This window comes from Paenarthrobacter sp. (assembly GCF_031180005.1).
Taxonomy (GTDB): domain Bacteria; phylum Actinomycetota; class Actinomycetes; order Actinomycetales; family Micrococcaceae; genus Arthrobacter.
Map to the genome: position 1 here is coordinate 1 of NZ_JAPSHI010000003.1, position 15,008 is coordinate 15,008.

Consider the following 15,008-nt stretch of genomic DNA (forward strand, 5'->3'; position numbering starts at 1 on the left):
CTCATTGCCCTGGCCCGACGACGCTGCGACACCCTCTACGCCATGCTCCGCGACGGGACCCTCTACCAATCCCCAACACCCACAACCACTTGACGAAAAACATAGGGACACTCTCACTTCCCTCGGGTTTCCAGCCGGACGCTCGCTCGCTTTCTTGATGAAAGTGAGCGAGCGTCCGGTTGAAGGGCTCGGGATGTGAGAGAGCATCCGGTCTGTCAGGATGGAGCCATGGCTTCGAACTATGACGTGGTAATCGTTGGCGGCGGCATTGGTGGGCTGTCGTTGGCGGCGGCTCTCGCGGGCAAGTGCACTGTGGCCCTCGTCGAGGCCGAACAGTCACTGGCTTTCCACACTTCTTCACGGTCTGCCCGGCAACTGATTCCCAGCTACGGTCCGGCAGTGGTCCAGGACCTGACCATCCGCACACTCGAAATGTTGGCCGCCCGGGACGCGGAGGCAGGAACGCCGATCCTCACTCCCCGGGGCTTCATGCTGGTGGGCGATGAGACCACGGTGAGCGCCGAAGCCAGTGGAAACATGCACCCCATCCCGCACGATGAAGCCATGCGTCTCTGCCCGGCCCTGAATCCCGCATCGTTCACCGCCGCGGGGCTGGACAACGGCTCCTTCGGCTGCAACGCGCCCCTGCTTCTCGAGGAGCACCGCCGGACAGCAGAAACGGCAGGCGTGGACATCATCACCGGAGCCAAAGTGCACTCTGCCCAGCGGCTGGGGAGCGGCTGGCAGCTGGGCGCGGGTACGGAAGGTTTCCAGTCCGGCGTCGTGGTTAACGCCGCAGGTGCCTGGGCGGACGAGCTGGCCGTCATTAGCGGTGTGGAGAAGCTGGGTCTGCAGCCGTACCGCCGAACTGCGGCAATTGTGAACGTTGAGAGTCCACTGACGCCGGAAACGCCCATGGTGTGTGCCGCGGATAACTCGTTCTACTTCCGCGCCGAGGGCAACCAGGTGTTGATTTCGCCGTCGGAAACCGTGCCTAGCGGAGCCGAGGATGCCAAGCCCTACCCCGGGGACGTAGAGACCTTGATCAACAAACTCAACACGGTCACGTCCTTGGGAATCCGCTCCGTGGACCGTTCGTGGACGGGCCTCAGGACAGAAGCGGCGGACGGAATCCCTGTAGTGGGTTTCGACGCCGAAGCGCCGGGTTTCTTTTGGCTCGCCGGTCAAGGGGGCTACGGTTTTCAAACATCCTCTGCCATCGCCGAGCTGGCCGCCGCACTGATCCTCGGCGAGGTAAGGGATGGCAGTCTGGAATCCCGGACAGCGGAGCAGCTCGCGGCCGCGCGCTGGTCCATCCGACGCTGAACAATAGGGTCATGACTGGAATCACGAACGGGAACAAAAACAGCACGGTCATCACCAGCATCGGTGAACTGATGACCCAGGACCTGGAGCGCCGGGTCCTGAAGGACGCCGCCGTCGTGATCGAAGGCGAGCGCATCGCTTGGTTGGGGTCCAGCAAGGACGCGCCCGCCGCGGACGAAAGGATCGACGCGGAGGGTCGCGCCGTCCTGCCCGGTTGGGTGGATTCGCACTCGCATCTTGTTTTCGCAGGAGACCGCACTGCCGAGTTCGAGGCGCGAATGGCCGGCGAAAGCTACAGCGCCGGAGGGATCGCCGTCACCACGGGTGCCACGCGCAGCGTCAGCGATGACGAGCTTACGCGCCTCGTGCGGGATCGGGTGGTTGAGGCAGTTTCGCAAGGGACCACGTACCTGGAGAGCAAAACCGGGTATGGGTTGGACGTGGAGAATGAGGCCCGCAGCGCCCGTATCGCAGCAGCTGAAGTGGACGAGGTCACCTATTTGGGCGCGCACCTGGTTCCCAGCGGCTCCGATCCTGAGGATTACACGGACTTGGTGTGCGGCCCCATGCTGGACGCCGTCCTGCCTTATGTCCGCTGGGCGGATGTCTTCTGCGAGCGTGGTGCGTTCAGTGAGGATCAGTCACGGCGGGTCCTCACTGCTGCCCGTAACGCAGGGCTGGGCCTTAGGGTCCACGGCAACCAGCTCGGGGAGGGCCCCGGTGTGGCGCTGGCTGTTGAGTTTGCGGCTGCGAGCGTGGACCACGTGAACTACATATCGGGCAAGGATGTACAGGCGCTTGCGGAAACGTGGGCCCGCTGGGATGTGGCCTCCGGAACGGGCGTGCGCGGTACCGTGGCCACGTGCCTTCCCGCTTGTGACCTTTCCACCCGGCAGCCGTTGGCGCCCGGCCGTGAACTGATCGACGCGGGCGTACAGATTGCCCTTGCGGCCAACTGCAACCCGGGGACCTCGTACACCAGCTCCATGGCCTTCTGCGTCACCACGGCGGTGCTTCAGATGCACTTGAGCGTCCACGAAGCCGTCCGCGCGGCGACGTATGGCGGCGCTTTGGCGTTGGGCCGGGAGTCAGGGAACGACGTCGACGGCGAACGGGCCGTGGGTTCGCTCGCCGTCGGACATCGCGCAGATTTGCACATGCTGAAGGCTCCGTCGGCCACGCATCTGGCGTACCGTCCCGGTATTCCGTTGACTCATTCGGTGTGGCGGGCAGGTCTACGGGCTGTCTAAGGACGAGTTAAAGAGAATAAAGAGGGGCTGCGTTCCGGTTGGAACGCAGCCCCTCTTTTTTGGGTTTCTCGCTCCCCGCCGATGATGCGCAAGTAATGAGCAGTCTCAGCGCACCGATGATCCTTGTTAGATCGAAAATGATCGTTTAGTGTTTCTATAGATCAGAAAACGTCATCACCATGAGCGGGAGCGATACAACACGATGAGCGAGAACACACTGGGTGCCTTCATGGAAGAAGAGCTGGTTTCCCAACCCGAGGTTTGGCAGCGCGCCGTAGAGCAGGCACGTGGGGAGCAGTTGCTTCCGGCGGACGGCAAGCGCATTGCCGTCATCGGCTGTGGCACATCGTGGTTCATGGCTCAGAGCTACGCCGCTGCCCGCGAATCCGCCGGCAAGGGGGTCACGGATGCCTTCGCCGCGTCGGAGGCTTTCCTGAACAGCAACAGCGCCGATCGCCAGTACGACGCCGTTGTGGCCATCACCCGGTCAGGTACCACCACTGAGGTGCTGGAGATTCTGGCTGAGTTGAAGGGGATTGTCCCCACCGTAGCCATCATTGGCGACATCTCCTCCCCAATCGTCGGGCTGGCAGACGCCGTCGTGGGCCTCCAATACGCCGATGAGCGTTCCGTGGTGCAGACCCGCTTCGCCACCACGGCGTTGGTCTACATGCTGACCAGCCTTGGCATCGACGTGCAGGAGGCAATCAATGATGCCCGTGATGCAGTGACTGCGCCGGTCTCCCAGGAGCTTTTGGACGCCGAGCAATTCACCTTCCTCGGCACCGGCTGGACCGTTGGACTGGCCCACGAAGCCGGCTTGAAAATGCGCGAAGCCGTGCAGGGTTGGACCGAGTCATACCCTGCCATGGAATACCGCCACGGCCCCATCTCCATCGCTGCCCCCGGCCGGGTCACCTGGCTGTTCGGAACCCAGCCCGAGGGTTTGGACAGTGACATGGCCGCCACCGGCGCCCTTTACATCCACACGGACAAGCACCCCCTGGCCGAACTGGCACGTGTTCACAAAGTCACCTTGGAGCGTGCTCGCGTCCGTGGACTGAATCCGGACCTGCCCCGAAACCTGACGCGCTCCGTCATTCTCGACGCCTCGGCCTAGGCAGCCGATTATGGTTCTCGGAGCCGCGGAGTCGCCGGTCCTGTCGTTCGATGTTGGCGGGACAGACATCAAGGCTGGTTTGGTGGATGCCCATGGAACCGTCCTGGGCATGCGCCGCGTCCCTACGCCGTTGGATCCTGCCCGTCCGGGCGAAGCGGTCTTGGACAGGCTTGCAGAACTTAAAGCCGAGTTGGCCTCGGAGTTTCCTGAAGCTCCCGCCAAAGCAGCAGGCATCATCGTCCCTGGAATCGTGGACTCCGTGGCCGGAGTGGGAATCTATTCCGCCAACCTTGGATGGCGTAACTTTCCCTTCACCGCCGAAGCTGAAAAGCGGCTTGGCATCCCTGTCGCGTTCGATCATGATGTCCGGTCCGCTGCAGCTGTGGAACACAGCTTTGGCGGTTCCAAAGAGTTCAACGATGTTGTGGTGATGGTGGTGGGAACGGGCATCGCCGCAGCTGTGTTCTCGGGTGGCAAGGCCGTTACCGCAGGCGGTTTCGCCGGCGAGCTCGGCCACGCCCAGGTTCCGGACCCCGACGCCACAGGCTCCACCATCCTGGAAGCAGTGGGCTCAGCAGGGGCAATTGCCAAGCGTTACCACCGTGCATCGGGAAACCCGGTGAACGGTGCACGTGGGGTGCTGCTCAGGGCAAACGCAGGAGATGTGGTCGCAGCACGTGTTTGGGCCGACGCTGTTGATGCACTGGCCTTCACTATCTGCCAGTGCGTCAACATCATTGGAACAGAAGCCGTGGTGATCGGCGGAGGCCTCGCTGAAGCAGGCGACGAGCTGCTCGAGCCACTCCGTAAGCGGGTTGACGCCATCCTGGACTTCCAGCGCAGGCCCCATCTCATCCGTGCCCAACTGGGGCAGGACGCCGGCTTGCTCGGCGCAGCACTGAACGCCCGGGCACTTTTGGGAGGCACACCATGAAGCGAGCCAACGTGAACCGAATTATTACCGTCACTCCCAATCCGGCCATCGACATGACCTACACCGTCCATGGGATCTCCGAGGGCTCCAGCCACCGGGTACCCACACCCTTAAGCCGCGCGGGAGGCAAGGGCATCAACGTAGCTCGTGTCACTCACCAGCTGGGGTACCCCGTGCTAGCCATTGCCCCCACCGGCGGTGCGGCAGGGCAGACCCTCGCAGCCGAACTGTGGACCAGCGGCGTACCGCACACCCTGGTGGGAGTCGCAGCTGAAACCCGCCGCAGCATCGCGCTGGTGGACACCGTTGCAGGGGAAACGTCCATCTTCAACGAGGAGGGCCAAGCCCTCCTGCCGGATGACTGGCGCTCACTGCGGATCGCCGTAGTGGAGGCCGTGAGCGGGAACCGAAACCTGCCGGCCTCCGTCCTGGTCGGTTCGGGAAGCCTGCCGCCGGGCGCTCCCGCGGATTTCTACCCGGAACTGGTGCGCCTGGCCCACGACGCCGGTATCCCCGCCATCATTGACACCTCCGGTCCGGGCATCATCGCGGCGGCGAAAGCCGGCGCCGACATCCTCAAACCAAACCATCACGAGCTTGCCGAAGCGACGGGGGAGTCCAGCCTGGAAGCTGCCGCCCTCGCCCTGATCGACATGGGTGCCCGCACCGTCCTCGTCAGTGCCGGCGCGGACGGCATGCTCGCCTTCGACCACGCCGCCCCGGGCGGCTACTGGAGCGCCCGCTTACCGGAAGCGCTCAGCGGCAACCCCACAGGGGCAGGCGACGCCGGTGTGGCGGCTGCCGCCGTCTCACTCGCCGAAGGCATCACCGAGCCCCGCGAAATCCTCCGCCGGGCCACCGCATGGTCGGCCGCGGCCGTGCTCATGCCTGCCGCAGGTGAAATTTCGCCGCGATACCAGGAACTCCAGGACCAATTGATCGTGACATGGAAGGAGACCCGGTGACCCTGGTCAACACTCGGGAACTCATGGAAAGGGCCGCCGACGCCGGCACAGGCCAAGGTGCGTTCAACATCATCCACATCGAAACTGCCGAGGGCCTGGTGGCAGGGGCCGAAGCGGCCGGCGTCCCACTGATTCTGCAGATTTCCGAGAACTGCGCCAAGTACCACGGCGGACTCGAACCCATCGCTTCGGCAGCCCTGGCAATCGCGCGCTCCGCCGCTGTACCCGTTGCCCTTCACCTGGACCACGCAGAATCCGAAGACCTCGCGATCGCCGCCGTGGACCTTGGTTTCGGTTCCGTCATGTACGACGGCGCGCACCTGCCGTACGAATGGAATGTGGAAGTCACGCAACGGGTGGCAAAGTATGCCCACGAGCGCGGTGTCTACATGGAGGCCGAGCTTGGAAAAGTGGGTGGCAAGGACGGAGCCCACGCTCCCGGTGTCCGAACAGACCCCGGCGAGGCCCACTCATTCGTTGAGGCAACCGGCGTGGACGCGCTCGCCGTTGCTGTCGGCTCCTCCCACGCAATGACCGAACGCAGCGCCGCGCTGGATCTGCACCTCATCACCAGACTGAAGACCGCGGTGGGAAAACCACTGGTCCTCCACGGCTCCTCCGGTGTGACAGATGACATGCTCATAGCCGCTATCCGCGCGGGTATGACTAAGATCAACGTATCCACACATTTGAACGGGTTCTTTACCCGCGCCGTCCGTGAGTACCTCGATGCCAACCCTGCAGTGGTGGATTCCCGGAAATACGTCAAGGCCGGCCGGGATGCCCTTGTGCTGGAGTCCGCACGTATGCTGACGCTGTTCGCCAAAGCGAATTAGCAGGAAACCCGCGAAAGGCTCGTCATGACCCGCACCGATCGGCTCACTGCCATACTCGACCTCCTGGCCGAGTCCGGCCATGTGGAAGTCGAGGACATCGTGACCCGCCTGGGCGTCTCACCTGCCACGGCCCGCAGGGATCTTGACAGCCTTGCCAAGCAGCGGCTGCTCAGCCGCACCCGCGGCGGCGCCACCACTGGTTCCGTGGCCTATGACCTCCCAGGGCGCTACAACAGGGACGACCACGCCGTGGCCAAGCAGGAAATCGCACTGGCTGCGTCGGCACTGATCCGCCCTGGAGCCGTGATTGGCCTCAGCGGCGGTACCACCAACACTGCTTTGGCCCAGCTTCTGTCCACCCGCGAGGACCTCAACGCGCCTTCAAACCGGCCCACCCTGACTGTGGTGACCAACGCGATCAACATCGCCTCGCAGCTGGCAGTCCGGCCAAACATCAAGATCATGGTCACCGGCGGCATCCTCAACCCGCGCTCCTACGAGCTGGTGGGTCCCTACACAGACGTCATCATGCAAAAAGTTGCCCTGGATATTGCGTTCATCGGCGTCAATGGCGTCGACCCGGACCTCGGCCCCACCATCACCGACGAGGGCGAAGCCATGGTCAACACGGTGATGGCACGCCGTGCCACCGAGTCCTACGTCGTAGCTGACTCTTCCAAAGTGGGCCGCCGCTCCTTTGCCGCCATGGCAGGCTACGACTTCAGGCACCTCATCACGGACTCCGGCATCAGTGCCGAGCATAAAGCTGCGTTCGAGGCCAAGGGCACCGAAGTCATCGTCGCACCTGCAGGTTGATCAGGTCACGCTAGAAGCGCATCCTCGGTGCGTGCAGCACTGAGTCGTCTACCTCCCTGGGCACCCACTGGCTGAACGGTATATCCAGGCTGTACTGGTCGTCGTCGTTCTTAACCAGGGTCCGCAGCTCGGCGTTGTCCGGGTTGTTGAGCGACTCGAAGTACTCCACCGTCCAGTGGAACCAACGCATGCAGAAAAGGCGCATGGTCAGCCCATGCGTGACCAGGAGCGTGTTTGGTGCGTAAGTAGGCTTCTGCCAGTGCCGGTACAGCGTCTCCATGAAGGATGACACCCGGTCATAAACATCTGAACCGGACTCGCCCTCGCGGAACCGATAGAAGAAATGGCCGTAGAGGTTGCGCAGTTCTTTTTGGTCCTCGATCTCCCCTGCGATCTGGAAGTTGGCCCAGTCCTGCTCGCGAAGCCTGGGTTCCTCAATCACCCGTTCGATCAAGGGGCCGAGGTCCATGGCTTCGAGGGTCTGGTACGCGCGAAGGTAGGGGGAGACGTAGACGCAGACCTGCTCTCCATCGAGCTTCCGGCGCAGGTCTTCGCCGGCGATCCGTGCCTGCTCCACTCCGCGATCCGTCAGCGGGATCCGGTAGTCCGGCACGCGGTTGTAGATGGACGTGTCGGCATTCGCGGCAGACTGGCCGTGCCGGATCATGAAGATTCTCTCAGGGGCACCCATCCCACCAAGCATAGGGTGGGTACATGTTCCTTGCTTCCCGCCGTCGGCTGCGCGCCGAAGTACTTATTGTGCTGGGCCTGTCCTTGGGCCAGTCGGCTGTCTACTCCATAGTTCAGCTGCTGGACAAGATGACGAGGGCACCATTGGCTGATGCCACGTCAACCCTGAACAGGTCACAGAGCACGCGCGAGTACTTTGACCTGACCTACCAACTCCTGGACATTGTGTTCGCGCTGGTGCCCGTGGCCTTGGTGTTCTACTTTCTGTCCACCCATGCACCCGGCGGCAAGGAAGGCGTGGGCGGCTCGGCATTCGCCCGGCTCGGCTTCAACTTTGCCCGGCCCGGCAAGGACCTGCTCCAGGGTGTTGGCTTGGCCGCTGCGATTGGCATACCCTCGCTCGGCCTGTACGCGGCCGGTCGTGCGCTGGGAATTACCACTGCAATTGTGCCTAGCGGCTTGGACGCTTACTGGTGGACGGTGCCGGTGCTGGTCCTTTCGGCCATGCGCCATGCGATCGTGGAAGAAGTGATCGTGGTGGGGTACCTCATGGACCGCTTCGGTAAGTTCGGGTGGAGCATGCCGGCGGCCATTGTGGTCAGTGCCGTCCTTCGTGGAAGCTACCACCTGTACCAAGGCTTTGGACCCTTCATAGGGAACGTGGTCATGGGCCTGCTGTTCGCATGGATCTACACCAAGACCAAGCGGGTAATGCCCTTGGTGATTGCCCACGCGTTGCTGGACATTGTGGCGTTCGTTGGATTTAGCTTGTTCGGAAAGGCAATCGGCCTGGGATAGCGGTCCGTTAAAGGTATTCGGCCGCCATCGGTGGGTGACGTCATTGGCACCCGCTGATGGCGGCCGAAGCTTAGCCCGGACATGACTGACCGGGGCCGGGACAAGCCCGTATGGATGGATCGGTCAGATGGTGACGGCTCCGGAGGCGGTTTCGAAAGTTACAGCGAGAATGCCAGGAGTGCCGTGCGGTGCCATCCACTGGACGGCGACATCCTCCAGCGGCTTCTCCACCGGTTCGCCCAACCATTCGGTGACGCGTTCAGCCGAGCCCGCTATGGTGAGGCTGGACATCTTGACGTCGCTCTCGTAAATCCTGGACGGGTGCAGCGAGGGGTCGCCCTCCCATTTGAGCAGGTAGGGCACCTGGGGATCGGCGATCAGGCCGAGGATGCCAATCTGCTGCCACACCAGTTCGCGCCCGTCGGGGAACTTGCGGTTGCCCGGAACGGCCGAGCGGCCAAGGCGGTCTTCGAACGGTGCAAGGTCGTCAACGGCGACGCACCAGCCCATCCATCCACCACCGGCAGCCGAGCGGGCACGGACGGCCTGGCCAAAGGGTGCTTTGTCGGAAGCGGGGTGATCCAGGACCTCCACCACTTCCAGGTACTTGTTATCCGCAAGGGGAATGATCATGTTCCGGGTACCGAAGCGCGGGTGCACTCCGCCCCGGACAGCGTCCACTCCCAATGCCGCGGAAATTCGTTCGGTAGTGGCCAAAAGGCCATCTCGTTCACAGGCGTAAGAGACGTGATCCATGCGCATGGCTTCATCTTGGCACTTTGTGATCGGGGTCTCAGCTAAGTCAAGCCTAACTAAGGTGGGATGTGTATAACCGTTCGGCGGCGGGCGTCATGGAGGCACTCGGGAAGTCCGAAAGATTCCTCTGGCGTCACAAAGCTGTCTTCGCCTCCGGACAGTTCTTAGACTGGCCCCAGCTCACACCGTTTCACATTGCCTGCTAATCCCATGCGTCACGAACAGGAGAACTCCATGTCCCAAGGATGGTCTTTCGAAACCCGCCAGATCCACGCAGGCCAGGAGCCTGATGCCGCCACCGGAGCGCGCTCGCTTCCGATCTACCAGACCACGTCCTTCGTGTTTCCCAGTGCCGAGAGTGCCGCAAATCGCTTTGCCCTGGCCGAGCTCGCCCCCATCTACACCCGGATCGGCAACCCGACGCAGGATGCAGTGGAACAGCGCGTCGCGAGCCTTGAAGGCGGACTGGGTGCCCTCTTGCTCAGTTCGGGACAGGCTGCGGAGACGTTCGCCATCCTGAATATCGCAGAGGCGGGCGAGCATATCGTAGCAAGCCCCAGCCTGTACGGCGGCACGTACAACCTGCTGGCGCACACGCTGAAGAAGTTTGGCATTTCGGTCACGTTCGTGGAGGATCCGGACAACCTGGACCAGTGGCGTGACGCAGTCCAGCCGAACACCAAACTGTTCTTCGGTGAGGTCGTGTCCAACCCCCGCCAGGATGTGCTGGACATCGAGGGCATCGCCCGCACCGCCCACGAGGCCGGCGTGCCGCTCATCGTCGACAACACGCTGTCCACGCCCTACCTGATCCGTCCCATCGAGTGGGGAGCGGACATCGTGGTCCACTCGGCAACCAAATACCTGGGTGGTCACGGTTCCGCAATCGCCGGTGTGATTGTGGACTCCGGCAACTTCGACTTCGGCAAGGACCCGGAGCGCTTCCCTGGATTCAATACCCCTGACCCCAGCTACAACGGTCTGGTCTACGCCAGGGACCTCGGCAAAGACGGTGCGCTGGGCGCCAACCTCTCCTACATCCTCAAGGCCCGCGTCCAGTTGCTTCGCGACCTAGGCTCTGCCGTATCCCCGTTCAACGCCTTCCTTATTGCGCAGGGCCTGGAGACCTTGAGCCTGCGCGTGGAACGTCATGTTGCCAACGCCACCAAGGTGGCGGAATGGCTTGAAAACCACGACGACGTCGAATCGGTCGCGTATGCGGGCTTGCCGTCCAGCCCGTGGTATGACCGTGGCCGGAAGTACGGTCCCAAGGGCACAGGCGCCATTGTGGCCTTCAATATCAAGGGCGGCGTAGAAGCGGGCAAGCGCTTCGTGGACGGCCTGGAGCTGCACTCACACGTGGCAAACATCGGTGATGTCCGCTCGCTGGTCATCCACCCGGCGTCGACCACGCACAGCCAATTGACAGTGGAACAGCAGGTGGCCGCAGGCGTCAACCCTGGCCTTGTGCGCTTGTCCGTGGGCATCGAGCACGTCGATGACATCATCGCCGACCTCGAAGCCGGCTTCCGGGCCGCCAAGGGCGCCTAACGCCGCGGCTTAAGAGTTTCAGCCCGACTGCCGCCCGCGTCGACGATTATTCGCCGGGCGGCAGTTCCGGGTGCTCGTTCGTGAACGAAGTCACCCCAAACCGTCACACTGTTGTCACATTCTTCGCCAGAACCGCCCTGCGTTTCCTAGACTCTTCGTATTAGGTCATGAGTGCCAGCACACAGCCCCGGCTTGCTGGCCGGCAACCCTCCTCCGCGGTGGGGTGCCCCGGGTGAAGACCTGGCCTGTTCGCACGCAAGGCGACGGGCAAGCGCGAGGTTAAGGTGTCAAAGGAATGACCATTACTGCTACAGCCCTTCCAAAATCCGGAGAAGCAGACGGAACCGTCAAGTACGCCGGCATCGGACCGCTGGAACTTGAAGCGGGCGGATTCCTCCCCGACGTTGTCCTGGCGTATGAGACCTGGGGGCAGCTGAACGCCGATGCCTCCAATGCCGTACTCATCCAGCATGCGCTCACGGGCAGCACTCACGTAGCCCGTGGAGCCACTGACGAGGAGGGTTGGTGGGAGCAACTCGTTGGGCCGGGTGCCACGATCGACACCAACAAGTTCTTCGTCATCTCCATCAACATCGTGGGCGGCTGTTACGGTAGCACCGGCCCATCATCAGAGGCACCGGATGGACGCCCTTGGGGCTCACGTTTTCCGTTGGTCACGCTGCGCGACAGCACGGAGGCTGAGGCGCGCCTCGCCGATGCCCTGGGAATCGATGCCTGGCATGCCGTGTTGGGCGGTTCAATGGGCGGTGCCAGGGCCCTTGAATGGGCTGCCACGTTCCCCGACAGGGTTAAACGCTGCGCCGTAATTTCGGTGGGTGCCTACAGCACGGCCGAGCAGATTGCTTTTGCCCAGGCCCAAACCTTGGCCATCAGGCAGGACCCGAACTTCAATAATGGCGACTATTACGGTGGCGCTGCCCCTGAACATGGTTTGGCGCTGGCCCGACGCATCGCCCACATCACTTACCGCTCAGCCTTGGAGCTGGATTTCCGCTTCGGCAGGGAAGCCCAGCATCAGGAGAAACCGCTCGCCGCTGCGGTGTTGGGGGAGCGTGGCCGTTACCAGGTGGAAAGCTACTTGGACCACCAGGGAACAAAGCTGGTCCGCCGTTTTGATGCCAATAGCTACATCGCCATCACCGAAGCTTTGATGTCCCACGACGTCACGCGTGGCCGCGGCTCCTTGGAACAGGCGTTGTCGCGCACCACGGCTGAGTTCTTCGTGGCGGCCGTGGACAGTGACAGGCTCTACTTCCCTGCGCAGTCGCGGGAACTTGCCGCGGCGCTACCCGGGGATGTACTGGTCCACCTCATAGAGGCGCCGATTGGTCACGATGGCTTCCTCACTGAGATTGGCCAGCTCTCGGCGCAACTCCGCGAATCATTCTTCGCCTAAGGCTCAGCCGTTCATGATTTCGCCGCGCTGCTTCATGTAGTCCTCCATGGCGATCTCGCCGTTGCTGAACTTCGTGTCCAGCTCGGCGAGTTTGCGCGCCCGGTAGCCCTGCGGTTCCGAACCACCCGTTGAGGGGAACGGTGCCGGGGATGACGGGTTCGACGGCGGACCGGCCTGCGGTGTCGTATCCGCGGGGCGGATGACGGTTGGTTCGGGCGGGTACCCGGGGTAATTCGGCGTCGGGTATCCCTGACTCGGATAACCCTGGTCCGGGTATCCCTGACCTGGATAGTTCTGCGGCGGGTAGCCGGGGCTGCGGAAGTTATTATCCTGAATCCGACGCGCCCGGGATCGGTTGTACATGCGGATCCCGAGTGGAATCAGCCACGAGCAGACGATGATCCAGAAGATCAGATTGTTCACAGTGCAGGCCTCCTAGGTCTCCTACCAGCTTAGTCCTGCCCCGCGAAAGCAAAACGGCTACCTCAGACCAGCTTGGTCTCCATACCGAGGGAACGGCCGTAGCGATCCACCTCGGACTGCAAGGCCTCCTGCTCTTCCGCAGTGGGGGGACGGTTCATTCGGACGTCCAGTTCGCAGGCCCCGCCGGAGAATCCGTGGCGCCACCATCCGGCCAACCTGCCGTCCAGCAGGACCACGTGCATGGGCCCGCTGTCCTCGGGGAAGTACGGCGCCGTTCCACCAAGGAAATGACGCGACTGTGAGTAGCCCATCACGTATTCGTCGTAGCACTGGATGAGGTCCATGCGGGGAACCACGGGATCTTCCGCGGGCGAAGGTTGAACACCACTCGCCAGAGCTTCCACCTCCTCCGAGGCCAGATGGAACTCGAGACCCTCCAACTCGATAACGCCCAAACTCCCGGGAGACATCTCACCTGCCACCTCGATTCCCCGCTTTACGTCCTTCATGGTCAACCCGGACCACGCCGCGCAGTCTTTGACGGTGGCGGGTCCCCGGCTGGTGAAGTAACGGAGTGCCAACCGTCCAAGAGCCTGTTCGCGGCCTTCTGCGGTCAGCGGTGAAAGAACCCGGTCCGGTACGCGTTCGTCGAACAGGGCATAGGTCTGTTTCAGGGCGCCTCCTGCGGAGCGTACGGGTGAGCCGCTGACCAGGACACCGCGGATCTCCGCGTGCATGAGGTGGTAAATGAGGCCCAGGCCCTTGCTGGGAAATCCTGACTGTCCCAAGACTCCCGCCAGCTCCTCGCGCGTCTTGTGAGTTCCGTCCGCCACGGCAGCGGCCAGGATCCGGCCACTCTTGGCGGCAGACTCCTCATCGATTCCTGTTTGGCGGTACATGCCCTTGTTGCCTTGGTGAAGGCGGTCTGCGGACAATGCCATCAACCAGCCGAGATCGTCCCGGTGCACAAAGTGCCACGTAGGCCGGAGGATATGCGTCCGCAGGATGGTCCCGTCGGCTACGGCCTGCTCAACGTCTGCCGCCGTGACCATCGATGAAGCGCTGGAGCTTCTCTGCGCAAGAGTCCACCTGGCATAGGGAAACTCCTGTGACTGGACGGCCAGGAGGTTGCGGACCACATCCCCGGGACTTCCGGCGTAGGGAGCCCGCAACTGCTGCCGCCGTAACCGGATCCTCCGGACTGTCTCCGTGGAGAGAGAGCTGTCACCCGGCACGGCGGACCTCATGAAGCATGTACATCACAGCAGCCGACGTCACGTCAGCGGCGCGGCAGCAAGGTGCCGGTGGAGCCAAAGACGGGTCCCGGCGTCGGACGCTTTGGCATGATTCCGTCGCCGGAGGACTGGTGCCGAAGCCGCCGGATCACCCATGGGACAAAGTACTCACGTGCCCAGACAAGGTCGGAAGACCGGGCTTCACGCCATGTGCGCGGCGGAAGGGTCTTGGGCATCAGGGGCTCAAGCGTGTGCTGGACGTTCAACGCCTCCAAAACCATCATGGCGATGGTGTGGTGGCCCAGCGGCGAGAAGTGAAGGCGGTCAACGTCCCACATCTGGGGATCGGCCAACTGCCGCAAGGACCACATGTCCGCGATGATGGCATCGTGCCGTGCAGCTACCGTCCTGAGGTTCTCGTTGTAAATGGCCACCTTGCCACGGATACGCCCCAGTACTGATGCTGCCGTGTCCGGGCCATTAAAAAGCACCACGGTAGCGCCACCCGAACTCAGCTCCGCGACTGCGGCGTCGAGCTTTTCGGCCAGCAGATCGGGATCGCCGCCGGGACGGATGAGGTCGTTTCCACCAGCTGAAATGGACACGAGGTCAGGCTGCAGTTCCAAACAGGGGCCCACCTGTTCATTAATGATTTGCTGCAGCAGCCTGCCACGGATTGCAAGGTTGGCATAGGCGAAGTCTTCCTGGCTGCGGCCCAGTTCCTCGGCAACCCGATCCGCCCAACCACGGTGACCGCCGGGGTTTCGGGGTTCGGGGTCGCCGATGCCCTCCGTGAAGGAGTCACCCAGGGCCACATAACGGGTCCAGGGGTGCTTTTGGACCGGCTCGCCCGGCTTCAGTAAAGGATTGTTCTCACTCACGCTCATATCC

15 protein-coding genes and 1 riboswitch are annotated in these 15,008 nt (G+C 62.8%); of the genes, 10 read left to right on the forward strand and 5 right to left on the reverse strand.

What is annotated here, in order from left to right; genetic code table 11:
* Nucleotides 1-228: 228 nt before the first annotated feature.
* The 7 genes from RIF72_RS03545 (at nt 229) to RIF72_RS03575 (ending at nt 7,247) form a co-directional block, all read left to right on the forward strand.
* The gene (locus tag RIF72_RS03545; RefSeq protein WP_309073490.1) at nt 229-1,326 is read left to right on the forward strand and encodes an FAD-dependent oxidoreductase; all 1,098 of its coding nucleotides are present in this window, start codon (nt 229-231) and stop codon (nt 1,324-1,326) included.
* A gap of 11 nt (nt 1,327-1,337) precedes the next feature.
* Nucleotides 1,338-2,576: an imidazolonepropionase gene (gene hutI, locus RIF72_RS03550; protein WP_309073491.1), complete on the forward strand. Its 1,239-nt coding sequence runs from the start codon at nt 1,338-1,340 to the stop codon at nt 2,574-2,576.
* Nucleotides 2,577-2,778: 202 nt separating this feature from the next.
* Complete coding sequence (locus tag RIF72_RS03555) at nt 2,779-3,696, forward strand: SIS domain-containing protein (RefSeq protein ID WP_309073492.1); 918 nt, start codon at nt 2,779-2,781, stop codon at nt 3,694-3,696.
* A gap of 10 nt (nt 3,697-3,706) precedes the next feature.
* A complete protein-coding gene (locus RIF72_RS03560; RefSeq protein WP_309073493.1) occupies nt 3,707-4,630 on the forward strand; it encodes an ROK family protein in 924 nt (307 codons plus the stop codon).
* Nucleotides 4,627-5,595 carry a hexose kinase gene (locus tag RIF72_RS03565; protein ID WP_309073494.1) on the forward strand — a complete coding sequence of 323 codons (969 nt, stop codon included), beginning with the start codon at nt 4,627-4,629 and terminating at the stop codon, nt 5,593-5,595. Before RIF72_RS03560 ends, RIF72_RS03565 begins: the two co-directional genes overlap by 4 nt.
* Nucleotides 5,577-6,431 (forward strand): class II fructose-bisphosphate aldolase, encoded by an 855-nt coding sequence (locus RIF72_RS03570; protein ID WP_309073495.1) that lies wholly within the window; start codon nt 5,577-5,579, stop codon nt 6,429-6,431. The genes RIF72_RS03565 and RIF72_RS03570 overlap by 19 nt, the downstream gene beginning before the upstream one ends.
* A gap of 24 nt (nt 6,432-6,455) precedes the next feature.
* Entirely contained in the window at nt 6,456-7,247 is a 792-nt protein-coding gene (locus RIF72_RS03575; protein ID WP_309073496.1) for a DeoR/GlpR family DNA-binding transcription regulator, read from the forward strand.
* Between the two features lie 10 nt (nt 7,248-7,257).
* Here RIF72_RS03575 and RIF72_RS03580 read toward each other — a convergent pair whose 3' ends face one another.
* On the reverse strand, nt 7,258-7,938 hold the full coding sequence (locus RIF72_RS03580; protein WP_309073497.1) for a histidine phosphatase family protein: 681 nt from the start codon (nt 7,936-7,938) through the stop codon (nt 7,258-7,260).
* 23 nt (nt 7,939-7,961) lie between these two features.
* Between RIF72_RS03580 and RIF72_RS03585 the strand changes: the two genes are divergently transcribed.
* On the forward strand, nt 7,962-8,735 hold the full coding sequence (locus RIF72_RS03585) for a type II CAAX endopeptidase family protein (RefSeq protein WP_309073498.1): 774 nt from the start codon (nt 7,962-7,964) through the stop codon (nt 8,733-8,735).
* A 123-nt stretch (nt 8,736-8,858) separates the two neighbouring features.
* Here the strand turns inward: RIF72_RS03585 and RIF72_RS03590 are convergent, their stop codons facing one another.
* Nucleotides 8,859-9,497, reverse strand: a complete 639-nt coding sequence (locus tag RIF72_RS03590; protein WP_026005588.1) for a VOC family protein — start codon at nt 9,495-9,497, stop codon at nt 8,859-8,861.
* A gap of 204 nt (nt 9,498-9,701) precedes the next feature.
* On the opposite strand from RIF72_RS03590, the gene RIF72_RS03595 reads away from it, so the two are divergent.
* Together RIF72_RS03595 and RIF72_RS03600 are read left to right on the forward strand one after the other, a co-directional pair.
* Complete coding sequence (locus RIF72_RS03595) at nt 9,702-11,042, forward strand: bifunctional o-acetylhomoserine/o-acetylserine sulfhydrylase (RefSeq protein WP_309073499.1); 1,341 nt, start codon at nt 9,702-9,704, stop codon at nt 11,040-11,042.
* A 163-nt stretch (nt 11,043-11,205) separates the two neighbouring features.
* Nucleotides 11,206-11,322: riboswitch (SAM riboswitch) on the forward strand.
* 15 nt (nt 11,323-11,337) lie between these two features.
* Nucleotides 11,338-12,459 carry a homoserine O-acetyltransferase gene (locus tag RIF72_RS03600; protein ID WP_309073500.1) on the forward strand — a complete coding sequence of 374 codons (1,122 nt, stop codon included), beginning with the start codon at nt 11,338-11,340 and terminating at the stop codon, nt 12,457-12,459.
* A 3-nt stretch (nt 12,460-12,462) separates the two neighbouring features.
* Here RIF72_RS03600 and RIF72_RS03605 read toward each other — a convergent pair whose 3' ends face one another.
* The 3 genes from RIF72_RS03605 to RIF72_RS03615 form a co-directional block, all read right to left on the reverse strand.
* Nucleotides 12,463-12,882 (reverse strand): hypothetical protein, encoded by a 420-nt coding sequence (locus tag RIF72_RS03605; RefSeq protein ID WP_309073501.1) that lies wholly within the window; start codon nt 12,880-12,882, stop codon nt 12,463-12,465.
* 62 nt (nt 12,883-12,944) lie between these two features.
* Nucleotides 12,945-14,117: a winged helix DNA-binding domain-containing protein gene (locus RIF72_RS03610; protein WP_309073502.1), complete on the reverse strand. Its 1,173-nt coding sequence runs from the start codon at nt 14,115-14,117 to the stop codon at nt 12,945-12,947.
* Nucleotides 14,118-14,161: 44 nt separating this feature from the next.
* Nucleotides 14,162-15,004 (reverse strand): SGNH/GDSL hydrolase family protein, encoded by an 843-nt coding sequence (locus tag RIF72_RS03615; RefSeq protein WP_309073503.1) that lies wholly within the window; start codon nt 15,002-15,004, stop codon nt 14,162-14,164.
* Between the last annotated feature and the right edge of the window lie 4 nt (nt 15,005-15,008).